Source organism: Dermatobacter hominis, assembly GCF_020715685.1.
Taxonomy (GTDB): Bacteria; Actinomycetota; Acidimicrobiia; order Acidimicrobiales; family Microtrichaceae; genus Dermatobacter; species Dermatobacter hominis.
This window is the reverse complement of record NZ_CP085840.1, coordinates 2,207,839-2,233,415: the sequence shown is the minus strand read 5'-3', so window position 1 is coordinate 2,233,415 and position 25,577 is coordinate 2,207,839. Positions and strand designations below refer to the sequence as shown.

20 protein-coding genes are annotated in these 25,577 nt (G+C 72.5%); 16 read left to right on the top strand and 4 right to left on the bottom strand.

Going from position 1 to position 25,577, the window contains the following annotated elements:
• Nucleotides 1–9 precede the first annotated feature (9 nt).
• The 5 genes from LH044_RS10470 to LH044_RS10450 all read left to right on the top strand — a co-directional run bounded on the left by LH044_RS10470 (nucleotide 10) and on the right by LH044_RS10450 (nucleotide 6,501).
• Nucleotides 10–1,320 (top strand): ABC transporter substrate-binding protein, encoded by a 1,311-nt coding sequence (locus LH044_RS10470; protein ID WP_227759978.1) that lies wholly within the window; start codon nucleotides 10–12, stop codon nucleotides 1,318–1,320.
• Nucleotides 1,321–1,349: 29 nt separating this feature from the next.
• Nucleotides 1,350–3,380 carry an ABC transporter permease gene (locus tag LH044_RS10465; RefSeq protein WP_227759977.1) on the top strand — a complete coding sequence of 677 codons (2,031 nt, stop codon included), beginning with the start codon at nucleotides 1,350–1,352 and terminating at the stop codon, nucleotides 3,378–3,380.
• Nucleotides 3,377–4,129, top strand: a complete 753-nt coding sequence (locus LH044_RS10460) for an ABC transporter ATP-binding protein (protein WP_227759976.1) — start codon at nucleotides 3,377–3,379, stop codon at nucleotides 4,127–4,129. The genes LH044_RS10465 and LH044_RS10460 overlap by 4 nt, the downstream gene beginning before the upstream one ends.
• On the top strand, nucleotides 4,126–4,842 hold the full coding sequence (locus LH044_RS10455) for an ABC transporter ATP-binding protein (protein ID WP_227759975.1): 717 nt from the start codon (nucleotides 4,126–4,128) through the stop codon (nucleotides 4,840–4,842). The genes LH044_RS10460 and LH044_RS10455 overlap by 4 nt, the downstream gene beginning before the upstream one ends.
• Nucleotides 4,843–5,043: 201 nt before the next feature.
• Entirely contained in the window at nucleotides 5,044–6,501 is a 1,458-nt protein-coding gene (locus tag LH044_RS10450; protein WP_227759974.1) for a carotenoid oxygenase family protein, read from the top strand.
• Nucleotides 6,502–6,580: 79 nt separating this feature from the next.
• On the opposite strand, the gene LH044_RS10445 is transcribed toward LH044_RS10450, so the two are convergent.
• Nucleotides 6,581–7,801 carry an NADP-dependent isocitrate dehydrogenase gene (locus tag LH044_RS10445; protein ID WP_374210613.1) on the bottom strand — a complete coding sequence of 407 codons (1,221 nt, stop codon included), beginning with the start codon at nucleotides 7,799–7,801 and terminating at the stop codon, nucleotides 6,581–6,583.
• A gap of 314 nt (nucleotides 7,802–8,115) precedes the next feature.
• Between LH044_RS10445 and LH044_RS10440 the strand changes: the two genes are divergently transcribed.
• From LH044_RS10440 to LH044_RS10425, 4 genes are all read left to right on the top strand, one after another.
• The gene (locus LH044_RS10440; protein WP_227759972.1) at nucleotides 8,116–9,165 is read left to right on the top strand and encodes a sulfate ABC transporter substrate-binding protein; all 1,050 of its coding nucleotides are present in this window, start codon (nucleotides 8,116–8,118) and stop codon (nucleotides 9,163–9,165) included.
• Nucleotides 9,166–9,230: 65 nt separating this feature from the next.
• Nucleotides 9,231–10,022: a sulfate ABC transporter permease subunit CysT gene (cysT, locus tag LH044_RS10435; RefSeq protein WP_227759971.1), complete on the top strand. Its 792-nt coding sequence runs from the start codon at nucleotides 9,231–9,233 to the stop codon at nucleotides 10,020–10,022.
• A 106-nt stretch (nucleotides 10,023–10,128) separates the two neighbouring features.
• On the top strand, nucleotides 10,129–10,923 hold the full coding sequence (locus tag LH044_RS10430) for a sulfate ABC transporter permease (protein ID WP_374210612.1): 795 nt from the start codon (nucleotides 10,129–10,131) through the stop codon (nucleotides 10,921–10,923).
• On the top strand, nucleotides 10,920–11,969 hold the full coding sequence (locus LH044_RS10425; protein WP_227759969.1) for a sulfate/molybdate ABC transporter ATP-binding protein: 1,050 nt from the start codon (nucleotides 10,920–10,922) through the stop codon (nucleotides 11,967–11,969). The genes LH044_RS10430 and LH044_RS10425 overlap by 4 nt, the downstream gene beginning before the upstream one ends.
• A 133-nt stretch (nucleotides 11,970–12,102) precedes the next feature.
• Here LH044_RS10425 and LH044_RS10420 read toward each other — a convergent pair whose 3' ends face one another.
• On the bottom strand, nucleotides 12,103–13,116 hold the full coding sequence (locus tag LH044_RS10420; RefSeq protein WP_227759968.1) for a hypothetical protein: 1,014 nt from the start codon (nucleotides 13,114–13,116) through the stop codon (nucleotides 12,103–12,105).
• Nucleotides 13,117–13,256: 140 nt separating this feature from the next.
• Complete coding sequence (locus LH044_RS10415; RefSeq protein WP_227759967.1) at nucleotides 13,257–14,105, bottom strand: matrixin family metalloprotease; 849 nt, start codon at nucleotides 14,103–14,105, stop codon at nucleotides 13,257–13,259.
• Nucleotides 14,106–14,367: 262 nt separating this feature from the next.
• Between LH044_RS10415 and LH044_RS10410 the strand changes: the two genes are divergently transcribed.
• The 4 genes from LH044_RS10410 to LH044_RS10395 all read left to right on the top strand — a co-directional run bounded on the left by LH044_RS10410 (nucleotide 14,368) and on the right by LH044_RS10395 (nucleotide 20,257).
• Complete coding sequence (locus LH044_RS10410; protein WP_227759966.1) at nucleotides 14,368–15,804, top strand: aldehyde dehydrogenase family protein; 1,437 nt, start codon at nucleotides 14,368–14,370, stop codon at nucleotides 15,802–15,804.
• 248 nt (nucleotides 15,805–16,052) lie between these two features.
• Complete coding sequence (locus LH044_RS10405) at nucleotides 16,053–16,430, top strand: hypothetical protein (protein WP_227759965.1); 378 nt, start codon at nucleotides 16,053–16,055, stop codon at nucleotides 16,428–16,430.
• A gap of 141 nt (nucleotides 16,431–16,571) precedes the next feature.
• Nucleotides 16,572–18,461, top strand: a complete 1,890-nt coding sequence (locus LH044_RS10400; protein WP_227759964.1) for an ABC transporter ATP-binding protein — start codon at nucleotides 16,572–16,574, stop codon at nucleotides 18,459–18,461.
• Entirely contained in the window at nucleotides 18,461–20,257 is a 1,797-nt protein-coding gene (locus LH044_RS10395) for an ABC transporter ATP-binding protein (RefSeq protein WP_227759963.1), read from the top strand. The genes LH044_RS10400 and LH044_RS10395 overlap by 1 nt, the downstream gene beginning before the upstream one ends.
• Before the next feature lie 3 nt (nucleotides 20,258–20,260).
• On the opposite strand, the gene LH044_RS10390 is transcribed toward LH044_RS10395, so the two are convergent.
• A complete protein-coding gene (locus LH044_RS10390) occupies nucleotides 20,261–20,983 on the bottom strand; it encodes an SGNH/GDSL hydrolase family protein (RefSeq protein WP_227759962.1) in 723 nt (240 codons plus the stop codon).
• Nucleotides 20,984–21,271: 288 nt separating this feature from the next.
• Here LH044_RS10390 and LH044_RS10385 point away from each other — a divergent pair, with 288 nt between their 5' ends.
• The 3 genes from LH044_RS10385 to LH044_RS10375 all read left to right on the top strand — a co-directional run bounded on the left by LH044_RS10385 (nucleotide 21,272) and on the right by LH044_RS10375 (nucleotide 25,518).
• Nucleotides 21,272–21,463, top strand: coding sequence for a hypothetical protein (locus LH044_RS10385; protein WP_227759961.1), 192 nt, complete (start codon nucleotides 21,272–21,274; stop codon nucleotides 21,461–21,463).
• A 198-nt stretch (nucleotides 21,464–21,661) separates the two neighbouring features.
• The gene (locus LH044_RS10380; RefSeq protein ID WP_227759960.1) at nucleotides 21,662–24,370 is read left to right on the top strand and encodes a choice-of-anchor Q domain-containing protein; all 2,709 of its coding nucleotides are present in this window, start codon (nucleotides 21,662–21,664) and stop codon (nucleotides 24,368–24,370) included.
• A 158-nt stretch (nucleotides 24,371–24,528) separates the two neighbouring features.
• Complete coding sequence (locus LH044_RS10375; RefSeq protein ID WP_227759959.1) at nucleotides 24,529–25,518, top strand: malate dehydrogenase; 990 nt, start codon at nucleotides 24,529–24,531, stop codon at nucleotides 25,516–25,518.
• Nucleotides 25,519–25,577: the final 59 nt, after the last annotated feature.

Here is a 25,577-nt window from a genome sequence, read left to right as displayed (position 1 = left end):
AGTCCAGGGGTGACCGGAGGTGCTCGTCCGATCGTCGCGGCCGTCAGCCTGATCGTGACCGCCGCGCTGGTCGCCGTCGGCTGCAGCGAGGACCGGACCGCGTCGTCCACCACCGTCTCGGCGCCACCGATCACCTGCGACGCCCAGCACCTCCTCGACTGCGCACGCGCCTCCACGATCGCCGACCTCGTCCCCGACGAGCCCACGGCGGCGACCGGTGAGCCGATCACGATCGGCATGATCAACCAGGAGAACACCCCGGCCGGGTCGTTCCCCGAGCTGAGCCGGGCGGCGCAGGCCTTCGTCGACTTCGTGAACGAGGACCTCGGGGGCATCGACGGCCGGCCGCTCCGCCTCGACGTCTGCAACACCGGCTTCAGCGCCGAGGGCTCGACGGCCTGCGGTCAGCGGTTCGTCGCCGAGCAGGTGCCGGTCGTGCTCGGCGGCATCGACGTGTTCGGCAACGCGGTCGACGTGCTGGCGGCCGACGGCATCCCGTACGTGGGCGGCATCCCGGTGAGCCAGCAGTCGATGACCTCACCGAGCTCGTTCCAGTGGAGCGGCGGCACCTGGGGCGCGGCGGTCGCGTTCGCGCACCGCGCTGTCGAGGACCTCGATGCGAAGGAGGTCGCCATCGTCTATGGCGACTTCGGCTCGATCGCCGAGGGTGCCGGCGCCGCGAAGCAGGTGCTCGAGGCGAAGGGGGTCGACGTGCAGATGGTGCCGTTCCCGGTGATCGCCACCGACCTGGGCTCACCGCTGCAGGCCGCGTGGGCCGGCGAACCCGACGCCATCTTCGTGATCGCCGCCGACACCGCCTGCAAGGCGGCGTTCGACGCCGCTGCGACGATCGGCATCACCTCGGCCCTCTACTTCGTGGGCGCCTGCGCCTCGCCGACGATCATCTCGCAGGTCGGCGACCGGGCCGACGGCGCCTATTTCAACGTCGAGCAGGAGGTGCAGCCCGACCAGCCCCAGCCCGACACCGACCTCTACACGAGCGTCCTCGCGGCGATGGCGCCCGGGCTCGACCCTGTCGGGGCCGGCACGGTGTCGGCCCGGTCCTTCGTCAACCTCTACGCGGTGTTGCGAGAGCTCGGCGCCGACGGCATCACGCCGCACGCGGTGACCGACGCGCTGAGGGCGAAGGCGGACGAGCCGAGCTTCATGGGCCACGCCTACACGTGCGACGGGAGGCAGTTCCCGGGCCTGCCCGCCGCCTGCTCGCCGCAGCAGGTGGTCGTCCAGATGCACGACGGCGCGCTGGAGCAGGTGGGCGGCTGGATCGACGTCGGCGCGGAGCTGGAGGCCTCGCGCTGAGCACGTACCTGGGCTTCGCCCTGGCCGGGTTGGGTGGGGGCGCCGTCGTCGCCGCGCTCGGGCTCGGCTTGGTCCTCACGAACCGGGCGTCGAACGTCATCAACTTCGCCCACGCCGCGACCGGCACGTTCCTGGCCTACGCGTACTTCGAGTTCCGCGACCGCGGCGACCTCGTGCTGCCCGTCCTGGGCCTGCCCGACCGCATCCGCATCATCCCGACGCCGACGATCGGCACCGCCATCGTCGTCCTCGCGCTCTACGCCGCCGCGCTCGGGGTCGTCATCCACCTGCTGGTCTTCCGCCCGCTCCGCTCGGCGTCGGTGTTGGCGCGGATCGTGGCCTCGCTCGGCCTCTTCCTCTACTTCCAGGAGCTGATCCGCAACCGGTTCCCGACCGCCGGCGCCGCGGTGATCACCCGGTTCCCGGTGCTGCCCGACGGACCGGTCGAGATCCTCGGCGTCGGGGTGAGCGCCAACCGGCTGTGGCTCGCGCTGGTCGTCGTCGTGGTCGCGGCCGCGCTGGCGGCGACGTTCCGGTGGACCCGGTTCGGGCTGGTCACGCGCGCGTCGGCCGAGAGCGACAAGGGCGCGCTCCTCATCGGGCTCCGGCCCGACCTCGTCGCGGCGGCGAACTGGGCGCTCGCCACGGTGCTCGCCGGGTTCGCGGTCGTGCTGATCGAGCCCATCGCCGGGCTCGACGGTGCGACGACCAGCCTCCTGGTCGTGCCGGCGCTGGCGGCGGCGCTCGTCGGCCGCCTGACCTCGTTCGCCTGGACCGCGGCCGCCGGCCTGGGCATCGGCGTGGTGCAGTCGCTGATCCTGGGCTGGACCGTGCAGCCCGAGGCCGACTGGCTGCCCGACTGGTTGCCGGCGGCCGGGCTGCAGCAGGTGATCCCGGTGGTCGTGATCCTGGCCGCGCTGACGCTCCGGGGCGACGTGCTGCCCGGGCGGGGTGCGATCGTCGACCGGGCGCCGAAGCCCGCGCCCACGCCCGGGCGGTGGTGGCCGATCGGTCCGGTCGTGCTGGCGACGGTCGGCGTGCTCGGCGCGCTGGTCCTCGACGCCGGCGACCGTCGCGGCCTGGTCGTCTCGCTGGCCTTCTCGGTCCTCGGGCTGTCGGTCGTCGTCATCTGCGGCTACGCCGGGCGCATCTCGCTGGCGCAGCTCGCCCTCGCCGGCATCTCGGGCTTCACGGTGGTCCACGTGGCCGACGGGTCGGTGCCGTTCCCGTTCGACCTGCTCGCCGGCGCGCTCGTCGCGACGGCGGTCGGCGTCGCGATCGGTGCGGCGACCTCCCGGCTGCGCGGCATGACGTTCGCGGTGGCGACGCTCGCGATCGCCGTCGCGCTCGAGCAGCTGGTGCTGGCGAGCCCGTGGCTCTCGGGCGGAGCGGCCGGGCTGACGGCACCCCGTCCGTCGCTCTTCGGCATCGATCTGGGCGCGCAGTCGTCGGGGGTCGACGACGTCCGGCCGGCGTTCGTGGTGATGGTCGCGGTCGTGGTCGCGCTGTGCTTCGCCGGTGTGCTGGCCCTGCGGCGCAGCGAGCTCGGCCTGCGCTGGCTGGCGCTGCGGGCCAACGAGCGTGCGGCCGCCGCCGGTGGCGTCGACGTCGGCCGCGCCCGGCTCGTCGCCTTCGGCGTCTCGGCCGCGCTGGCCGGCGTCAGCGGTGCCCTGTCCGCCTACTCCACCTCCACGCTGTCGCCCGCGTCGTTCACGGTGTTCGGCTCGCTGGTGGTCGTCGCGCTCGTGTTCCTCGGCGGCGTGTCGACCGCGTGGGGTGCGGTGGTGGCGGCGCTCATCGTGCAGGGAGGGCTGCTGACCTCGCTCGGCTCGGGCGACGGCGTGCCGCACCTCTACGCCTGGGCCGGCGTGGCGCTGGTGCTCGCCGCGAACTTCGCGCCCGAGGGCATCCTCGGTCTGGCCCGCGCCGCGCGGGACCGGTTCGGCCGGGCGCGCTCGACGGACGGGGCCGACGCCCCCGGCGGGGGCGGGGGCGCGGGCCGAGGCGCATCGCGGGGCGACGGGGCCACCGCCGCGGCCGGCGCCGGGAGCGCGTCGTGACCGCGGCGCTCGAGGTGCGAGACCTGTCGGTCCGCTACGGCGGGGTGGTGGCGCTCGACGGGGTGACGCTCGCGGTCCCCGCCGGCGAGCTGCACGGGCTCATCGGTCCGAACGGCGCCGGCAAGACGACCTTCCTCGACGGGGTCAGCGGCTTCGCCCGACCCTCGAGCGGTGCGGTCGTGGTCGGCGGCGTCGACTGCACCGCGCTGCCGCCGCACCGGATCGCCCGCCTGGGTCTCACCCGCACCTTCCAGACGCTGGAGCTGTTCGACGACCTGACCGTCGAGGAGAACCTGGCGGTCGTTGCCGCCGCCACCCCCGCCGCCCCGACCCTCCACGAGGAGACCGAGGAGGAGATCCCGCTGCCGTCGACGGCGGCCCGGGTGGAGGACGCGCTGTCGACGGTCGGGCTCGAGCGTTGCGGTGGGGGCCGTCCGACGACCCTGTCCAACGTCGACCGCCGGCGTGTCGCGCTGGCGCGCGCCCTCGTGGCCGAGCCGACGGTCCTGCTTCTCGACGAGCCGGCGGCTGGGCTCGACCCCGGCGAGACCGCGGAGCTGGCCGAGCTGCTGCAGCGGATCAGCGCCGCCGGCACCGCCGTGCTGCTGGTCGAGCACGACATGGCGCTGGTGCTCGGCTCGTGCGCCACCGTCCACGTGCTCGACGCCGGTCGGCTCATCGCCTCGGGTTCGCCCGAGGACGTCCGCATCGATCCCGAGGTCCTCCGCGCCTACCTGGGGGTGACGTGACCGCGCTCCTCGAGCTGGACGGGGTGTGCGCCGGCTACGGCGGCGTGCCGGTGGTGCGCGGCGTCGACCTGGCGGTGCAGGCGGGTCAGCTCGTCGCGCTGCTCGGCCCGAACGGCGCCGGCAAGACGACGACGCTGCTCACCGTCTCGGGCCTGGTCGCCCCGACCGCCGGCACGATCCGGGTGCTCGGCGACGAGGTGCCGAACCGCGCCCGGCGAGCCGCCGTCGGCCGTCGAGCCCGTGCGGGTCTCGCCCACGTCCCCGAGGACCGCTCCCTCTTCCCGGGCCTGACCGTCGCCGAGCACCTCACGCTCGGGACCGGTTGGCGCGAGGGCCGCGCCGCGGTGGCGCGCGGTGTCGAGCTGTTCCCCGCGCTCGACGAGCTGCGCGATCGACGCGCCGGGCTGCTGTCCGGGGGCGAGCAGCAGATGCTCGCCATCGCCAGGGCGCTGGTGTCGCACCCGGAGGTCGTCATGGTCGACGAGCTGAGCCTGGGCCTGGCGCCTCGCATCGTGGCCGACCTGCTCGCCGTGCTGCGCGGTGTGGCCGACGACGAGGGCACCGGCTTCCTCCTCGTCGAGCAGCACGTGGCGATGGTGCTCGACGTGGCCGACCACGCCGTCGTCCTCAACCGGGGCGAGGTGCGGCTCAGCGCGCCGGCGGCCGAGCTGCGCGACGACGCCGAGGTGCTCGCCACCGCCTACCTCGGCTGACCCTCGGACCAGTCCCAAGCGCTTCTGTGATGCTCGATACGTCTGGATCGACGTCTCGAGCATCACAGAACCGTCGGGGGCGGCGGGCGGCGGACGGAAGGTGCGACGGGTGAGCCGAGCCTGCCCGTCGGGCGGACTTGCTGCCATGCTGGAGCCGGCGGCGGTCGGGAGCGGGCGCCGAGCCGGTCCGAGGGGGAACCGATGAGCACGATCACCAGCCCGTACCTTCAGGGCGTCTTCGCCCCCGTCGACGATGAGCGTGACGACGACGAGCTCGAGGTGCTCGGCACGCTGCCCGAGGCGCTCGACGGCACCTACGTGCGCAACGGCCCGAACCCGGCCTACCCGCCGGTCGGCCGCTACCACGTGTTCGACGGCGACGGGATGCTCCACGCGATCACACTCCGGGACGGCCGGGCGAGCTACCGGAACCGCTGGGTCCGCTCGGCGGGGCTCGAGGCCGAGTGGGAGGCGGGCCGGGCGCTCTTCGGCGGCCTGTCGGAGTTCCAGCTGCCGCCGCAGGACGTCATCGACCGCGTCGGGATGATGAAGAACACCGCCAACACCAACGTCGTCGAGCACGGCGGCCGGCTGCTGGCGCTCATGGAGGCGGCCCGCCCGATCCAGGTCGACGGCCGGCTCGGCACGCTCGGCGAGATCGACTTCGGCGGTCGCCTGGCGGGCTCGATGACCGCGCACCCCAAGGTCGACCCGGTCACCGGCGAGATGGTGTTCTTCGGCTACAGCCCGTTCCCGCCGTTCCTCCGCCTGCACGTGGTCGACGCCTCGGGTGCGCTCGTGCGATCTGTCGACGTCGACCTGCTCGGGCCGGTGATGATGCACGACTTCGCCGTCTCGGCCACCCGAATCGTGCTCTTCGACCTGCCGGCGGTCTTCGACGTGGAGGCGATGCTGTCCGGCGGTGCGGGCATCCGATGGGAGCCCGAGCGCGGCGCCCGCATCGGCGTGATCGACCGGGCCGAGCTGGCGGCGCTGCCCGCCGACGTCACCTCGGCCGCCGACATCACCACCTGGATCGACGTCGAGCCGTTCTACGTCTTCCACTTCCTCAACGCGCACGACCGCGTGGTCGGCGGCATCGGCGACCAGATCGTGGTGGAGGGGTGCCGCTCGCCGCGCCTGCCGATCACCTTCGGCGACGACGTGCTGTCGGAGCCGGCGCAGCCGACGCTGCACCGCTGGACGATCGACCCCGCCGCGGGGACGGTGTCCGACGAGCAGCTCGACGACCGGCCGGGCGACTTCCCCCGGGTCGACGACCGGTTCGCGGGCCTGCCGGCCCGCTACGGCTACGTCGCCGCCACCGGCCGGTGGGGCGACGAGCCGATCGCGTTCGACAGCGTCGTCAAGCACGACCTCTGGAACGGCACGAGCGAGGTGTTCGACTACGGCGCCGGCAGCTACGCCGGCGAGGCCGTGTTCGCGCCCGATCCGACCCGTGCGACCGGTTCCGACGGCGCCACCGGCGAGCACGACGCCGGGTGGCTCCTCAACCTCGTGACCTCACCCGAGGGGGAGACGGATCTGGTGGTCGTCGATGCCGGGGCGCTCGAGGAGGTGGCCCGGGTGCGGATCCCGCGACGGGTGCCGTTCGGCTTCCACGGCAACTGGGTCGAATCCTCCCGCTGGCCCGCCTGACACCACCCCGGACGCGATGCGGGGGTCGCGCCGGACGATCCTCGTCCGGGCGCGACCCCCACATCCCGGGTCAGCGTGATCAGGCGCCGAGGCGCTGCTGCAGGTTCTCGTCCAGCGCGGCCAGGAACTCCTCCGTGGTGAGCCACGGCTGGTCCTTGCCGACGAGCAGCGCCAGGTCCTTGGTCATCTGGCCGCCCTCGACGGTCGACACGCAGACCTCCTCGAGCGCCGTGGCGAACTCGGTCACCTCGGGGGTCCCGTCCAGCTTGCCGCGATGCGACAGGCCCTGGGTCCAGGCGAAGATCGACGCGATCGGGTTGGTCGACGTCGGGTTGCCCTTCTGGTGCTCCCGGTAGTGGCGGGTCACGGTGCCGTGTGCGGCCTCGGCCTCGACCGTCTTGCCGTCGGGCGTCATCAGCACGGAGGTCATGAGGCCGAGCGAGCCGAATCCCTGGGCGACGATGTCGGACTGCACGTCGCCGTCGTAGTTCTTGCACGCCCAGACGTAGCCGCCGTCCCACTTCAGCGCCGCGGCGACCATGTCGTCGATCAGCCGGTGCTCGTAGGTCAGGCCGGCGGCCTTGAAGGCCTCGGCGAACTCGGCGTCGAAGACCTCCTGGAACAGGTCCTTGAACTGGCCGTCGTAGGCCTTGAGGATCGTGTTCTTCGTCGACAGGTACACCGGGTAGTTGCGCTGCAGTCCGTAGCGGAACGAGGCCCGGGCGAAGTCCCGGATCGACTCGTTGAAGTTGTACATGCCCATCGCGACGCCGCCGCCCTCGGGCATGTCGACGACCTCGAACTCCATCGGCTCGGAGCCGTCGGCCGGCGTGTAGGTCAGCGTGATCGTGCCGGCGCCGGGGATCTTGAGGTCGGTCGCCTTGTACTGGTCGCCGTGCGCATGGCGGCCGATGACGATCGGCTTGGTCCAACCCGGGACGAGCCGCGGGATGTTCGAGCAGATGATCGGCTCGCGGAAGACGACGCCGCCGAGGATGTTGCGGATCGTCCCGTTGGGCGAGCGCCACATCTTCTTGAGGCCGAACTCCTCGACGCGGGCCTCGTCGGGCGTGATGGTGGCGCACTTCACGCCGACGCCGAACTCCTTGATGGCGTTGGCCGCGTCGATCGTGATCTGGTCGTCGGTGGCGTCGCGGGACTCGATGCCGAGGTCGTAGTACTTCAGGTCGACGTCGAGGTAGGGGAGGATCAGCTTGTCCTTGATGAACTCCCAGATGATGCGGGTCATCTCGTCGCCGTCGAGCTCGACGACCGGGTTCTGGACCTTGATCTTCGCCATGGCGGTGCGCACCTGTTCTCTCGTGGGCCGGCTCGGGGCCGGCCGCTGCTGACGAACCGGCGAAAGCATACAGGTTGCAGACAAGTGGCGACCGAGCGTCCAGTCGCGCCCGGCCGCACTTGGCTCCGCACCTGGCCCCGCACCTGTGCCTCGCCCGGTTCTCCGGTCGGGACCGGGACAAGGGATGTCGCTGTGCACCCCTATATCCCGTGAAACCCATCTGGTCGGCAATGTTGACCGAAATGGTCGGGTATTCGTAGGGTGGTCCGCCGGATGCGCCGCAAGGAAGCGGCGCTCGAAGGAAGGACGGTCAGATGAAGCAGCGATGGAGGGGCCTGTTCGCCCTGGCGGTCGTCGGCGTGATGCTGGTGGCAGGGGCTTGCGGGGGCGACGACGACGACGCCTCCGGCGACTCGGGCGGCAGCTCCGAGCCGACCACGATCAACCTGGTCGGCTTCGCCGTGCCGGAGGCGGCCAACAAGGCGATCGCTGCCGAGTGGGCCAAGACCCCCGAGGGCGAGAACGTCGAGTTCAAGACCTCCTACGGCGCGTCGGGCGACCAGAGCCGCGCCGTGGCCGACGGCCTGAAGGCCGACTACGTGCACTTCTCCGTGCCGAGCGACGTGACCCGCCTGGTCGACGCCGGCCTCGTCGCCGAGGACTGGAACACCGGGGACAACAAGGGCGTCGTCTCGACGTCGGTCGTCGTGTTCGCGGTGCCGAAGGGGAACCCGAACGACATCAAGGACTGGGACGACCTCATCAAGCCCGGCGTCGAGATCGTGACGCCGAACCCGGCCTCGTCGGGAGCGGCGCGCTGGAACGCCCTCGCGGCGTGGGGCCAGGTCATCGCCAACGGCGGCACCGAGGCCGACGCGCAGGAGTACGTCACCAAGCTCTACGGCAACGTCGTGTCGCTGCCCAACAGCGGCCGTGACGCCACCACCGCCTTCACCAGCGGCACCGGCAACGTCTTCCTCACGTACGAGAACGAGGCGATCCTCGCCCGTCAGAACGGTGAGGACTTCGACTACGTCATCCCGCCGACGACGCTGAAGATCGAGAACCCGGGTGCGGTCCTGAAGGACGCCACGCCGAAGGCGACCGAGTGGCTCGACTTCGTCCTGAGCGACGCCGGCCAGACCCAGTTCGCGCTGAAGGGCTTCCGCCCGATCGAGGGCGCCACGGTCGACGTCGACGAGGTCGAGGGCGCCACCGACCCGTCCGATCCCTTCCCGCAGCCCGAGAAGCTGCTGACGGTCCAGGAGAGCTTCGGGAGCTGGGGCGACCTGTCCAAGAAGTTCTTCGACGAGGAGAACGGAATCATCACGAAGATCATCGCCGAGTCCGGGAAGGCGCAGTGACGACTGCCCTCACCGGGTCGGACTCGATCCGGAGCGGACGGTCGGCGCGCTGGCGCCGGCCGTCCGTGGACGGGAGGCTCACCCTCAGCTCGGGCATCGGGCTGGGGGTGACCCTCCTGTGGTTCAGCATCCTCGTGCTCATCCCGCTGGCCGCCGTCGTGGGCGTGTCGGCCGCCGGCGGGTGGGACAAGTTCTGGACGACGATCACCAACGAGCAGACCTTCGCCGCCATCCGGCTGACGCTCGGCACCGCGATCATCGTCACCCTGCTCAACGTCGTGACCGGCACAGCGATCGCGTGGGTGCTCGTGCGCGACCGGTTCTGGGGCAAGTCGGTGCTCGACGTGCTCATCGACATCCCCTTCGCCCTCCCGACGATCGTCGCCGGCCTCGTGCTGCTGTCGCTGTACGGCCCGACCAGCCCGCTCGGCGTCGACGTCGCCAACACCCGCATCGCGGTCGGCCTGGCGTTCCTGTTCGTCACGCTGCCGTTCGTGGTCCGCACCGTGCAGCCCGTGCTGCAGGAGCTCGACCGCGACGTCGAGGAGGCCGCGGCCTCGCTCGGCGCCAGCCGCCTCACGACCTTCCGTCGCATCATCCTGCCGAGCATCACGCCGGCGATCGCCGCCGGTGCCGCCCTGTCGTTCGCCCGCGGGGTCAGCGAGTACGGCTCGCTCGTGCTGCTGTCCGGCAACCTGCCGTACAGCACCGAGGTGACGTCGGTGCGCATCCTGTCCAGCCTCGAGAACGACAACCGGGCGGGCGCCGCCGCGGTCGCGACCGTGCTGCTGCTGGTCTCGCTCGTCGTCATCGTGGCGATCGACCTCCTGCAGCGGAGGCTGGTGCGTCGTGGCTGACATCTCCCTCCTCGACGTCCCGCACCACCGCGACGACGACCAGCGCGAGCTCGATGCCGTCCCACGGCGCCGCACCAAGGAGCGGAAGGGCTTCGGGACATACGCCCTGCGGTTCTTCGTCGTCGTCTACCTGTTCTTCCTCGTGGCCTGGCCGGTGGCGCTGGTCGGGCAGCGCACCTTCGAGGGCGGCCTCGACAACCTCCGCGGCGTCCTCGAGGACCCCGACGTCGTGCAGGCGCTGCGCCTCACGCTCGTGGTGGCGGTCATCGCCGTCGTCATCAACACGGTCTTCGGCGTGAGCATGTCGATCCTGCTCGTGCGCTACGAGTTCCCCGGCAAGCGGCTGCTCAGCGCGCTCGTCGACCTGCCGCTCGCGGTGTCGCCGATCGTCGTCGGCCTGTCGCTCGTGCTGGTCTACGGCGGCCGTGACGGCTGGTTCGGACCTGCGCTCGAGGACGCCGGGTTCCAGGTCATCTACGCCACGCCCGGGATCATCATGGCCACGGTCTTCGTGGCGCTGCCGCTCGTGATCCGCGAGGTCGTGCCCGTGCTCGAGGAGATCGGCACCGACTCCGAGCGGGCCGCGCAGACGCTCGGCGCCAACTCGTGGCAGACGTTCTGGCGGATCACCTTCCCCGCCATCCGGTGGGCCGTCGTCTACGGCGTCGTGCTCAGCCTGGCCCGCTCGCTCGGCGAGTTCGGCGCCGTGAAGGTCGTGTCCGGCAACCTGTTGGGCGAGACCCGCACCGCCACGCTGGTGGTGGAGGAGAAGTACCTCAACTTCGACAAGGGCGGCGCCTACGCCGTCGCCTTCCTGCTGGCGCTCGTGTCGGTCGCGTGCATCGTCGTCGTGGCGATCATCCGGCCCGACACGTCGGACGACAACGAGGAGGCCTCGTGAGCATCGAGGTGTCGCACATCGGCAAGCGGTTCGGGGACTTCGTCGCCCTGGACGACGTGTCGGTCAGCATCCCGAGCGGCCAGCTCACCGCGCTGCTCGGCCCGAGCGGCGGCGGCAAGTCGACGCTGCTGCGGATCATCGCGGGGCTCGAGCGGCCCGACTCGGGCAGCGTGTTCATCGAGGGCACCGACGCCACCGACCTCAGCCCGCAGCGCCGCGACGTCGGCTTCGTGTTCCAGCACTACGCGGCGTTCAAGCACCTGTCGGTGTTCCGCAACGTGGCGTTCGGGCTCGAGATCCGCAAGCGCCCGAAGGACGAGATCCGCCGCAAGGTCACGGAGCTGCTCGAGCTCGTGCACCTCGACCAGTTCGCCGACCGCCTGCCGGCACAGTTGTCGGGCGGTCAGCGCCAGCGCATGGCGCTCGCCCGGGCGCTGGCGGTGGAACCGAAGGTCCTGCTGCTCGACGAGCCGTTCGGCGCGCTCGACGCCAAGGTGCGCAAGGAGCTGCGCGACTGGCTGCGCCGGTTGCACGACGACGTGCACGTGACCACCGTGTTCGTCACGCACGACCAGGAGGAGGCGCTCGAGGTCGCCGACGAGATCGTGGTGATCAACGAGGGCCGCGTGGAGCAGATCGGCACCCCCGACGAGCTCTACGACCGTCCGGCCAGCACGTTCGTGATGTCGTTCCTCGGCCCGGTGACCCGGATCGGCGGCGACCTGATCCGGCCCCACGACGTCGAGGTCCATGCCGCGGATCCGGGACCCGCTCCCGACGGGCGCGGTGCGCTGGCCGGGACGATCGAGCGGATCGTGCGCGTGGGCTTCGAGGTCCGCCTCGACGTCGCCACCGCCGACGGGACCGTCGTGGTCACCCAGACCCGGCCGCAGTTCCTGCGCCTCGGCCTGGCCGAGGGGTCGGCCGCCTGGGTCCGTCCGGTGCCGAACGCGCCGACGGTGCCGGCCGACGCCTCGGTGGCCGCTCCGTCGGCGCCCGAGCCCTCCGAACCCCCCACCCCCGCAGACCCCGTCCCCGCGATATAGGGGTGCACAGCGACAACCCTTGTCGCGATCCGCGCCGGAGAAATCCGTGTGGCGCGACCGGCGCCGACGGTCGGTGACCTGAACCGGCTGACCAGAGCCCGCTGGTCTGAACCCGCTGATCTGAACCTGAGCGTCAGATGTCGGGCCGGCACGTCCCGCTGCCGAGCTCGTGGAGCCCGCGAAGGTCGCCCGCTCCCCAGTCGGTCGCGCTCGTCGGCGACCCCTCGGTGTTCATCAGCTGCGCCGGGTCGGCGACGTGGTCGAGGCCGACCAGGTGGCCGACCTCGTGCTGGATGATCCCCTGGGCCGCAGCGGCGCCGCCCGGGCCCTCGAGCACCGCCGAGATGTCGGTCGCGTCGAGCACGATGTCGCCGCTGACGTTGGTGACGTCGTCCTCGGAGAGGCCGACGCTGGCCGGCCCGCCGAGCCCGGCGACGTAGCCGCCGAGCGGTGGCGTCTCCTGCTCGGTCGACCAGGAGATGAGCACCGGCGCCCACCGCTCGCCGTAGCGATCGGGCAGGTACGGGTCGCGCTGCTTCTCCCACGTCTCGTCGGTCGTGCCGTCGGCGACGAACTGCAGTCCGGTCGCGGCCGAGGCCTTGGCGATGGCCGCCTCGATCAGCTCCTGTCCGCCCTCGGGCTGGCCAGCCGGGTTCACCACGTAGTGGATCGGCCGACACGGGTCCCACGTCACCGGCGAGTCGTCGTCGTGGGTGGCGATGAACTCGTACGGCCCGGTCGCCTGGGGCGCGGGCGGCGGTGCGCCGAGCGGGGTCGTCGAGACGTCCTCGGCCACCGGGGGCCAGTTCGACGGGCGGGCGATCTCGGGGCCGCCGGCGATCGCGTCCTGGCCGCGGTCGGTCGTGAACCAGATCGCCGCGCCGATCATGGCGAGGACGATCAGCGGGGCGATCCACCTGGCCCGACGCGACCCTCTCGAGGCCGTCCGCTCGTGCTTGCGGTCGCGATGCGCGAGCTGGCGCTCGAACTCGGCCTGCTCCTCGAGGCGTCGAGCCAGGTCCGCCTGCCGGGCGGCCCGGGCCCGCTCCTCCGCGCTCGGCTCGGCGGGCGCGTCCGCGTGTTCTGCCTGCTCCAGCATGCGACGGACGGCCTCGTCGAAGTCGTCGTCAGCCATCTCATCTCCCACGATCGCCGAGGGTACCGACGGGCCTGCGCCCACGGCAGCCGGCGCCTCACCAGGATCTGAGGTCGGGATCACGACAAGGGTTGTCGCTGTGCACCGCCATATCCGGCGGCCGCAATCTGGCGCCGTCAGCCGGGCCGCCGTCAGATGTCGGGGAAGCAGCGGCCGGCGCCGAGGCGCGCCAGGCCCTCCCGGTCGCCGGGCCCCCAGTCCGTGTACTCGTCGGGCAGCGACTCGGTGTGCATGAGCTCGTCGGGGTCGTCGACGTGGTCGAGCCCGACGACGTGCCCGAGCTCGTGCTGGATGAGCGCCCGCACCGCCGTCGCCCCCGGCTCACTCGACGCGGTCTTCGCGAGCACGGCGTCGAGCACGATCGAGCCCGTCACGTACACGAACTCGTCGCCGCCCGGCAGGCGCACGCCGCTCGCGCCGCCCCGGCCGGCCACGGGTCCGCGCAGCACCGGCGCCGTCGACTCGTGCGCCCAGGTGATGAGCACCGGCGCCCACCGGTCGCCGTAGCGGTCGGGCTGGGAGCTGTCGCGCTCGCGGGACCAGGTCTCGTCGGTGGTGCCGTCGTCGACGAACTGCAGGCCCGTCGCCTCCGACACCCGCGCGACGGCGTCGTCGATCAGCTCCTCCTGGTCCTCCGGCCCATCGGTCGGGTTGACGACGAAGTGGATGGGCCGGCACGGGTCCCAGGCCACGGGTGACGTGCCGTCGGGCTGGTGGGCGACGAAGGCGAACGGCCCCTGCTCCGTCGGCACGGCGGGCGGCGATCCCATCGGCACCGTCCACTCCTCGGACGGCGCGGACGGCCACCCCGAGGGCCTCGGCACGGCGGTGACCCCGCCGCCGGGTTCGCCACCGCACGCTGCGAGACACAGCGCGAGGCCGGCGATGGCCACGAGCGCCGCGACGTCCGCCGCCACGGTGCGCCGGAGCGCGGCCCAGCCCGACGACACCCGGCCCGTGGAGCACCGGGGCACCCGCACTGGCCCGAACCCTACCGGCGCAGGATCTGTGGTCCGGATCGCGACAAGGGTTGTCGCTGTGCACCCCCATATCCGGGCGGGGGTGGCGGGGGGCGTCACAACAGTGTCGGTCGGCGACACCGACCGCGGGACACGCACCGCACCGGCCGGGGTACGATCGCCACAGAACTTGACGGATCGGTCAAGTTCCGCCGATCGACCGCCGAGCGACCGCGATCGCCACCCATCCAGCGACCAGACAGACACGACACAGGGGGACCAGGTGAAGGCCTACGAGAACTTCTACATCAACGGCGAGTGGGTGCGATCCGAGGGCACCGGCACGATGGACGTGATCGACTCGGCCACCGAAGAGGTCATCGGTCGCGTGCCCGAGGGGTCCGCCGCCGACGTCGACGCCGCCGTGGCCGCCGCCAAGGCCGCCTTCGAGACCTGGTCGCAGACCCCGGTCGACGTGCGGGCCAAGTACCTCCGCGACATCGGCGCGGCGCTCGCCGGCCGCTACGACGACATCGTCGACGTCATCACCTCCGAGGTCGGCTCGCCCAAGGCCTTCGCCCAGATGGTGCAGGCCGGCCTCTCGCTCGGCGAGTGGGAGACGTTCGCCAAGCTCGTCGAGGGCTACGCCTTCGAGGAGCAGGTGGGCAACAGCCTGGTCGTCCGCGAGCCGATCGGCGTCGTCGGCGCGATCACGCCGTGGAACTACCCGCTGTACCTGATCATCTGTAAGGTCGTCCCGGCCCTCGCCGCCGGCTGCACCGTCGTGCTCAAGCCGTCCGAGGTCACGCCGCTGAACGCGTACATCCTCGCCGAGGTCCTCGACGAGGTCGGGCTGCCCAAGGGCGTGTTCAACCTCGTCGTCGGCACCGGCCCCGAGGTCGGTGCGGCCATCTCCGGCCACCCCGACGTCGACATGGTGTCCTTCACCGGCTCGGGCCGGGCGGGCGCCGAGGTCACCAAGGCCGCGGCGCCGACGGCCAAGCGCGTCGGCCTCGAGCTCGGCGGCAAGTCGGCGAACGTCGTGCTCGACGACGCCGATCCGACCGCCGTCGCGATGGGCGCCGTGTTCGGCTGCTACATCAACTCCGGCCAGACCTGCTCGGCGCTCACCCGCCTGCTCGTCCCCGAGTCCCGCAAGCAGGAGTACATCGACGCCGTCCTCGAGGAGGCCTCGAAGGTCGGCCTGGTCGACCCGAAGGCCGACGAGCCCGACCTGTTCCACAACCTCGGCCCGCTCTCGTCCAAGGCCCACCAGGAGCGGGTGCGCTCCTACATCCAGAAGGGCATCGACGAGGGCGCCACGCTGGCGCTCGGTGGCCCCGAGCAGCCCGAGGGCTTCGAGAAGGGCTTCTACGTCAAGCCGACCGTCTTCACCGACGTCACGCCCGACATGACCATCGCCCAGGAGGAGATCTTCGGGCCGGTCCTGTCGATCCTCACCTACACCGACGACGACGACGCCGTCGCCATCGCCAACGGCACGGTCTACGGCCTGGCGGGCGCGGTGCAGTCCGCGGACGTCGAGCGGGCCAAGGGCATCGCCCGCCGTCTGCGGACCGGTCAGGTCGACGTCAACGGGGCCCCGTTCAACACCGAGGCGCCGTTCGGCGGCTACAAGCAGTCGGGCAACACCCGTGAGCGCGGGCGCTGGGGCCTCGAGGAGTTCCTCGAGACGAAGTCCATCCAGCTGCCGGTCTGATCCGGTCGCAGCCCGATCCGGCCAGGACGGGACGTTCGGGGAGAAATCTCCGAACGTGGTTTGGACCTCCTGGCCACTGGATAGGACGCTGCCAATCTCCCTTCCGCCGGTGCCGGGTCCCCAGGGACCCGGCATCGACGCGTCCGGGCCGCGTCCGCTCGTCGGGTCGCGCTCGCTGGTCGGGGCGCCTGCCGGGTCGCCAAGGGTTCGCCTGGGGTTCACCCGCACCACCGCCCAGGTTCAGCTGCGTGCGGTCTGATGCAGACGTGCTGTGGGGAGATCGACGAGGCGCCCGACGGGCGATCGCACCGGTGGCCCTGGCCGGCCTGCTGGTGCTGGTCGGGCTCGCCTCGTCGTGCACCCCACCGCCACCGGCGTGTCGACCCGAGGAGCGTCAGGCCCAGAAGGACGCCTTCATCGCCGCCGGTGGCGAGTGGAACGCCCAGGTGGAGTGGCTCGCCGCCTGGCTCTGGTCGGATCCGGCCAACTGCAGGCTGCCGGACACCGGGCCGCCGCCCGTCGTCCCGGAGGCGCCGGCCGCGATCCTGTTGCCGGCGGGAGCCCTGGCCGTCGGCGGCGGGGCACTGGTCTGGACCCGTCGCCGACGGTCCGCTCCCGCCGCCTGAGCGTTCTGGCTGTCGTTCTGCCGGCCCCCACCGGCAGAACGACAGCCAGAAGGGTGAGGCCGGGGCAATCGGGTGGGAACCGGGCGGCCTGTCGGGTCTACGTTGGAAGGCTGCCCACGCTCCCGACGTTGCAGGAACCCGGTGACCCTCCTCGCACCTGAACCCGATGCTGCGCCCGCCGACGAGGCGCCCCTCGGACCCACGCCGACCGACGGCGCCGGGCACTCCGTCACGCGCCGCGGCGCCCGGCTCATCGGCCGGTTCATCCGGATGCACCCGGGGCCGTTCGCCATGTCGCTCGTCGGCGGCATCGGCTGGGCGACGATCGTCGTGGCGGCGAGCTACGTGCTCGGGCGCGTCACCGACGAGGTCATCACCCCGGCCTTCTCCGACGAGGGCATCCCCGCCTCGACCGTGTGGTGGGCGGTCGCGGCGCTGTTCCTCGTCGGCCTCGCCCGCGGCATCTCGGTCGGCGTCCGGCGCTGGTTCGGGTCGCTCACCGAGGCCCGCACGCAGCGCTCGCTCCGCGCCAGCGTCGTCGAGCGGCTCCTCACGATGCCGCTGGCGTCGTACCGGAAGCGGCCGACCGGCGAGCTGCTCGCCAACGCGGACGTCGACGTCACCACGGCCGCGCAGACGCTCATGCCGCTGCCGTTCTCGCTCGGCGTCGTCGCGCTGGTCCTGATCTCGCTCGTCAGCCTCTTCGTCGCCGACCCCGCGTTCGGCGTGGTCGCGCTCCTGCTGTTCCCCTCGCTGACCTTCATCAGCCGCTGGTACACCAACCGCGTCCACGAGCCCGCCGCGCTCGTGCAGGCCCGACTCGGCGACGTCTCGTCGATCGCGCACGAGAGCTTCGACGGCGTCCTCGTCGTCAAGACGCTCGGCCGGGAGGCCGAGGAGCAGGAGCGGTTCGACGCCGCGGCCGACCGGCTGCGCAGCCAGCGCCTCGTGGTGGCCCGCATGACCGCGTCGTTCGAGCCGCTGCTCGACATGCTCCCGAACCTCGGCACCGTCCTGCTGCTGCTGGCCGGCGCCTGGCGCATCGACCACGGCGCCGCCACCGCCGGCGACCTCGTCCAGGCGGTGGCGCTGTTCGGCTGGCTCGCGTTCCCGATGCGCATCGTCGGGTTCATGTTCGAGTCGATCCCTCGGGCCGTCGTGTCGATCGAGCGCGTGGATGAGCTGACCGCCGAGCCGGTCGACCCGGCCGTGGAGCACGCCGGTCCCGAGGCCCCGGCCGCCACGCTGCCCGACGGTCCGCTGTCGGTGGAGCTCCGCGACGTCGCCTTCGCGTACGGCGACGCGGGGGTGCTCGACGACGTGTCCTTCACGGTCGACCCGGGCGAGGTCGTCGCGCTCGTCGGCTCGACCGGCGCGGGGAAGTCCACGCTGGCCCAGCTGCTCGTGCGCCTCGACGAGCCGACCGGCGGCGAGGTGCTGGTCGGCGGGGTTCCGATCACCGACCTCAGCCCCGACGAGCTCCGATCCGCGGTGTCGCTCGCCTTCCAGGAGTCGTACCTGTTCGCCTCGCCGGTCCGCGACAACGTGACGCTCGGGCGCGACGTCGACGTCGCCCGGGTCGACGAGTCGCTCGACCGGGCCCGGGCCGCCCGGTTCGTGTCCCGCCTGCCCCAGGGCGAGGCCACCGTCGTCGGCGAGCGCGGCGTGACGCTCTCGGGCGGTCAGCGCCAGCGGGTCGCGCTCGCCCGAGCCCTCGCCGGCGCGCCCCGGGTGCTCGTGCTCGACGACGCCACCTCGGCCGTCGACCCGGTGATCGAGGCCGAGATCCTCGACGGGCTGCGGAAGGGCGACACGACGATGGTCGTCGTCGCCCACCGCCTGTCGACCATCCTCCTCGCCGACAAGGTCGTCCACCTGGACCAGGGCCGGGTCCGCAACGTCGGCACCCACGAGGCGCTGCTCGCCGACCCGGAGTACTCGGCGCTCGTCACGGCCTACGAGGAGGAGGCGGAGGTCGAACCGATCGAGGTCGACCCCGCCGACGTGGAGCTCGAGGGAGGTGAGCGCTGATGCCGATCCGGCCGAACACCCCCGACGACGAGGAGGACGCCGAGCCGATCAAGGCCATGGAGGTCCTCCGCGCCGGCGTCCGCCAGACCCCCGAGCTCAAGAAGGGCTTCGCCGCCTCGCTCGCGTTCGCCATGGTCATCGCACTCGGCAAGCTCGTCGTGCCGATCGCCATCCAGCAGATCCTCGACAAGGGGATCTCCGACGGCAGCCCCGACTGGCCCTTCGTCGTCTGGACCTGCGTCGCCGCGGCCGTCGCGATCGTCGGCCTCGCCGTGCTCAACCGGATCACCTACTACCGGCTGATGACCACGGCCGAGAACGTGCTCTACGGCCTGCGGACCCGCGCCTTCGCCCACGTGCACGAGCTGTCGATCGGCCACCACAACGAGGCGAAGAAGGGCGTGCTCGTCTCGCGGGTCACGTCCGACATCGAGACGCTCGCCCAGTTCGCCTCGTGGGGCGCGGTCAGCTGGGCGGTCAACAGCACGATGATCGTCGTCGCACTGGCCATGACCGCGATCTACAGCTGGCAGCTCGCCCTGGTCATCGTCGCGGTCCTGCTGCCGGTGCTGCCGATCATGCGCCTCGTGCAGCGCCGCCAGCTGAAGGCGTACGACGACCTGCGCAACGCCGTCGGTGACACGCTGTCGGAGATCTCCGAGACCGTCGGCGGCATCCGGGTGGTGCGGGCCTACGGCGACGTCGGCGCGGCCCGGCGCCGGCTGGCGCAGCGGATCGACCACCAGTACCGCGCCCAGGTCCGGGCCCGGTTCTTCTTCGCCATCATGTTCCCCGTCTCCGACCTGTTCAGCGGGTTGGCGCTCGCCGCGGTCGTCGGCGTCGGCGTGTGGTGGGGGCCGGGCTGGGGGCTGCAGGCGGGCACGCTCGTCGCCTGCCTCTTCCTCACGAACCTGATCGTGCAGCCGGTCGCCGAGCTCGGCGAGGTGCTCGACCAGACGCAGACGGCGCTCGCCGGCTGGCGCAAGGTGCTCCGGCTGATGGACGAGCCCGTCGAGGTCACCGAGCCCGCCCCGGGCGTCGTCCTCCCCGGCGGGGCGCTGGACGTGGACGTCGACGCCGTGGAGTTCGAGTACGAGCCCGGCCACCCGGTGCTCCACGGGATCGACCTGTCCCTGCCCGCCGGCATCAACGCGGCGATCGTGGGTGAGACCGGCTCCGGCAAGACGACGATGGCCAAGCTGCTCACCCGCCTGTCGGACCCGACGTCGGGCCGCATCCTGCTCGGAGGGACCGACCTGCGTGACGTGTCGAAGACGTCGCGCGCCTCGGCGATCCGGCTCGTGCCCCAGGACGGCTTCCTCTTCGACTCGACCGTCGCCGAGAACGTGCGGATGGGCCGGCCCGACGCCACCGATGACGAGATCGCCGACTCGTTCTCCGCGCTCGGCCTGGACTGGTGGGTCGAGACGCTGCCCGAGGGCCTCGACACGCCGGTGCGGGAGCGGGGCGAGGCGCTGTCGGTGGGGGAGCGGCAGCTCGTCGCGCTGGCCCGGGCCCAGCTCGCCGACCCCGGTCTGCTGATCCTCGACGAGGCGACCTCGGCCGTCGACCCCGAGACCGAGCGCGCGCTGGCCGAGGCCCTCGCCAAGCTCGCCGCCGGTCGCACGACCGTCTCGATCGCGCACCGCCTGTCGACCGCCGAGGCCGCCGACGTGGTCGTCGTCTTCGACGCCGGGCGCATCGTGCAGATGGGGCCGCACGCCGAGCTCGTCGCCGAGGGCGGCGTTTACGGGCGGCTCTACGAGAGCTGGATCGGCAACACCCGCGCCGCCTGACCCCTACGGCCCGGGCGGGCCCGGATCCGGGACGCTGGGGTCGGGAGCGGTCGTGTCGGGGACGGGGGGGTCCGGCTCGACCGGGTCGGTGGTCAGCGGCACGCCGATCGCCGCCGAGATGCAGCGTGCGTAGGTGAGCGAGCCGGTCTCGTTGAGGTGGACACCGTCGAGCGCGAACGTCAGCGAGTCGTCGAGCCACGGCGATCCGGGTGCCTGCAGCGAGGACTCGCAGTCCACGAGCGGGAGTCCGCTGCTGCGGAGCCATGCGTTCAACGCCGACTGCAGCCAGGCCTGGGCCCCGACGATGCCCCACGACGTGATCGGCGTGATGGTCATCCAGTGCACGTCGATGCCCAGGTGGCGCAGCCACTGGGTGATGTCGACGTAGCGGTCCGTGTAGGACGCCAGCGGCAGATCCGCGCCCCACACCTGGCGGGCGTAGAGGTCGGCCATGCCGGCGCTGATGATGACGTGGCGGGGCCGTCCGGCTCGCTCGATCGCAGCCGAGATCTGGCCGGCGAGGTCGCCGTTCGGGTTGCCCATCGACGTCGTCACCGGCACGAGCGTCGTCCCCCCGGCGGCGGCGTTCACCACGCCGCGGAGGTGCGACGGCGCGCCCGGCACCGAGCTGTGGCCGGCGAACAGGGAGTCGCCGAACGCCCACCACTCGGCGGTCGACCACCAGTCGGTGGTGATGGGCGGCGCGGGTCCGGCGGTGACGGACACGGGACTGCATCCGGTGAGCACGGACGCGCAGAGCAGCGCGGACGCGACGAGCGCGACCGACGCACGACGTCGGCGGGGCATGGGTTCCCTCCCTCTCCCGAGAAGGTCCTGACGCGGTCCAACCTACGACCGCTCGTCCGGCATCGGAAGGGAGAACTCCACATTCGACGCGGTGCGACGACCCCTCCCGGCACCGCCGAGCCGGCGGGCGTCGACGTCGACCATGCCGACGCCGATGACACCGCGAGGCCGGTCGGTTCCCGCGACCTCGCCGATACCGTGGGAGCGGTGACCGATCAGACCCGACGCAACCTCAACTGGGTGGTGCTGGTGATCAGCGTCGCCCTCATCGTGATGAACGTGATCGACCTCGTGGGCGGGGACGCCTCGTGGTCGGTCTGGCTCGGCATCGTGTGCTGGCCGATCGTCGCCGTGTGCACGGCGTACGAGCTGGCGACGCACCGGCGCCTGCACGTCTGACCCCGTCGCCCCGACCCGGCGCGCCCCGACCCGGCGCCACCTGACCCGGCGGCCCTGAACCGACGCCACCCGGCGTCGGTCGTCCGCGCCCCCTCAGGGCCATCGACGAGCCGGTGACGGCGGCTGTCCGATCGGACACGGTGACGCCGCCGTCACCCGAACCGCTCAGTGGGCGTCGCCCGGCGCCGACCGGGACCGATGAAGGAAGTGGAAGGGAACCCTGTCCGGCCGGCGCGCCGCATCGCCCGCGCCCTGGCCGCGACGGCCGTCGTCGCCGCCGCGCTGACGTGGCCGGCGTCGCACGCCTCGGCCGCCGGCGGCACCTACACGGTCGACACCTCCGCCGACGCGGTCGACGACGTGCCGGGCGACGGCCTGTGCGCCACCGCGGCCGGCGAGTGCTCGTTGCGGGCCGCGGTGATGGAGGCGAACACGGCACCCGGGACCACCACGACGATCGGGTTCTCGTCGGCGCTCACCGCCGTCGCCCTCACGCTGTCCGGCGGCGCCGACGGTGACGGCCGCGACGACGTCGGCGACCTGGACGTCGCCGCGTCGGTGAGCATCACCATCAACGGCCGCCGCAACCCCGACAACTCGGTCACGACGATCAAGGGCGACTCGCTCGGCGACCGTCACTTCGAGGTCGCGGCCGGCGGCCGGCTCGACCTGGTCGAGGTCACCCTCGCCGGCGGCCACAGCGCGGGCGACGGCGGCGCCGTCCTCACCTCCGGCGCCGTGTCGGTGACCAACACGCCGTCCGCCACCTACGCCGAGCCCTTCATGCCGCTCGTCGGGAACCAGGCGGACGGCGACGGCGGCGCGGTGGCGGTCCGCTCCGGCGGCTCGCTGGTCGTCAAGAACTCGTCGACGTCGACCACCGGCAGCCGTATCGACATCCTCGGCAACCACGCCCAGGGCAGCGGCGGGGCGTTCGCGAACGCCGGCTACCTGGAGGTGGTCGGCTCCGCGCCCCCGATGTCGCCGACCCACGACGTCTACGTGGACTCGAACTCCGCGACCCTCGTCGGTGGCGGCGTGGCCAACTCGGGCACCTTCGTCCTCGGGTGCCGCGGGGCTGTCCGGAGCTCGACCGCGCCGACCGGCGGCGACGTCCACAACGCCGGTCAGATCACGATGGTCGGCGGCGAGATCGACGCCGGCGCTGCCACTCCCGGCGGGAGCGGCGGCGGTGGCCTCTACAACGACACCACCGGTCAGGTCGCGATCAAGGACAGCTGCGGCCCGACGAGCGTCACGCGGAACTGGTCGTCCGGGGACGGCGGCGGGATCGTCAACATGGGCAGCATCTGGGTCTACGACGACGCCACGCTCTCGGTGCGGGGCGGCGCCGACTCGATCGACCCGGCGCGCACGACCGAGGCGGTCGACGGCGGCGGCATCGTGCAGGGTGCCGGGACGTTCCTGGTCGACGGACGCCTCGAGGTCGACGACGTCGCCGTGTCGGGGACCGGCGGCGGCATCCGCGTCACGGGCGGCTCGCTGGGCACCGGCCCCGACGGGCGGGTGTCGATCCGGTCGACCACGGCCGCGAACGGCGGCGGGCTCTCGGTCCTGGCCGGCACGGTCGACGTCGCGCTCGACGCCGAGGCGAACACGGCGCTCGCCCGGGGCGGTCACCTGGCGATGACGGGCGGCGACGTCACGCTGCACGGACCGAGCTCCCTCCGGACCGGGCTCGCCGCGACCGGCGGCGGGATCGTCGTCGCCGGCGGCCAGCTGCACGTGGAGAACGCGACGCTGGCGCACAACAAGGGCACGGCGGCCGACGGTGCCGTGCGCTCGAGCGGCGGCACCACGACGCTGCGCCACGTGACGATCGCCGACAACAGCTCGGGCGTGACCACGCTCGGATCGGGCACGGTCACGCTGCAGCGGTCCCTGCTGGTCCGCAACGGCGGCCAGGACTGCAGCGGCGCGCCGGGGACGATCGTGGTCGGCGACTTCAACGTGTCCGACGACGGCTCCTGCGCGCCGACCGGCACGGACCTGAGCGACCCGTCCCGCATGCCCGACGCCGCCGACCGGCTCGACGGCGACATCAGCGTCGCCGACCCGACCTCGTACGCCCTGCAGCCGGGCAACCCCGCGATCGACCTCGTCACCGACGGCGGGTGCGGCACTCCCTCGACCGACCAGCTCGGCGCCGCCCGACCGGTCGACGGCGACGGCGACGGCGCGTCCGCGTGCGACGCCGGCGCCATCGAGGCGGGCGCCGTGGCCGTGCTCCGGAAGGTGACCGGCACGGTGCGCTGGGAGCCGACCGCCGCGCCCCTCGCGGGTGGCTGCGTCATCGGGCTGCCCCTCGACGACGACATCGACCTCACCCGGGGCATCACGGCGGCCGACGGCACCTACGAGATGGACGCTGCGCAGGGCGTGACGTACCTGGTCGCCTTCTACGTGCCGCTGCCCGTGTCGGGCGGTCACGACCACTGCGACGCCGAACCCGACTTCGACGTCGCCCAGCCGGAGTGGTATCGCAACCAGCCGGTCTCGTTCGACATCCACGGCGAGGTCGTCTTCCCCGACCCGTCCGTCGTCACGCTCCTCGACGTCGACGCCACCGACATCGCCGGCGTGGACGCGTGCCTGGGCACCGATGCGGACGCCGGGGCCGACGCCCCCTGCCCGCCCGTCGCGGCCCCGTCGGCGACCGGCCTCCCCGTCGCCGCCCCGGCCGCCGCCGGTGGTGGCGACGACGTCGCATCGGCCGGCGCGTCGTCAGGGTCGGGGGCGTCCGGAGGCGGGAGCGGACCGGGGGCGAGCCTCGCCCTCACCGGCACCGAGGTCCACGGCCTCTGGCTGACCGGCCTCCTCCTGGTCGTCTGCGGGGCGATGGTGACCGCCACCTCCCGCCGAGAGCTCCGCTTCGGCCGCCGCTGACCCACGCAGCCCCTGGGGAGCACCCGGCGCCGGTTTCGACCCGTCCGGGAGGCGGTCCTAACGTGCTCCCGTACCCCTCGCCCGGGGTCGCGATCGGCACCGGGCCACCTCGATCCCGCCGGCGGACCGGCGAGGTCCGACAACCCGGGAGGAACCCCGTGCCCAACGCGCCCATCCGTGTCGCCGTCACCGGAGCAGCCGGACAGATCGGCTACTCCCTGCTCTTCCGCATCGCGAGCGGCGCCATGCTCGGGCCCGACCAGCCGGTGATCCTCCAGATGCTCGAGATCACCCCCGCGCTCGGCGCGCTGCACGGCGTCGCCATGGAGCTCGAGGACTGCGCGTTCCCGCTGCTCGTCGACATGGTCGAGACCGACGACCCCGACGTCGCGTTCGGCGACGCCGGCGTCGCGCTGCTCGTCGGCGCGATGCCCCGCAAGGCCGGCATGGAGCGCTCCGACCTGCTCTCCGCCAACGGCGGCATCTTTAAGCCGCAGGGCGAGGCGCTCAGCCGCTCGGCCCAGAAGGACATCAAGGTCCTCGTCGTCGGCAACCCCGCCAACACCAACGCCCTCATCGCCATGAGCAACGCCGCCGACCTCGATCCCGGCCGCTTCACCGCGATGACCCGCCTCGACCACAACCGTGCGATCGCGCAGATCGCCGGGAAGCTCGACGCCGCGGTCGCCGACGTCAAGAAGATGACGATCTGGGGCAACCACTCCACGACCCAGTACCCCGACCTCTTCCACTGCGAGGTGGCCGGGCGGAACGCCGCCGAGCAGGTCGGCGACCAGGCCTGGATCGAGGACGAGTTCATCCCGACCGTCGCCAAGCGCGGCGCCGCCATCATCGACGCCCGGGGCGCCAGCTCCGCCGCCTCGGCCGCCAACGCGGCGATCGACCACGTCCGCAGCTGGCACCTCGGCACCCCCGAGGGCGACTGGGTCTCGATGGGCATCCCGTCGGACGGCTCCTACGGCGTGCCCGAGGGCATCATCTCGTCGTTCCCGTGCACCTGCTCGAACGGCGAGTACTCGATCGTCCAGGGCCTCGAGATCGACGACTTCTCCCGCGCCAAGATCGACGCCTCGGCCGCCGAGCTCCAGGAGGAGCGCGACGCGGTCGCCGAGCTCGGCCTGATCTGACCGCACCCGCTGCGTTCTGTTCCTCGTCCCTGGGGCGTTCGCCCCAGGTCTCGGGAACA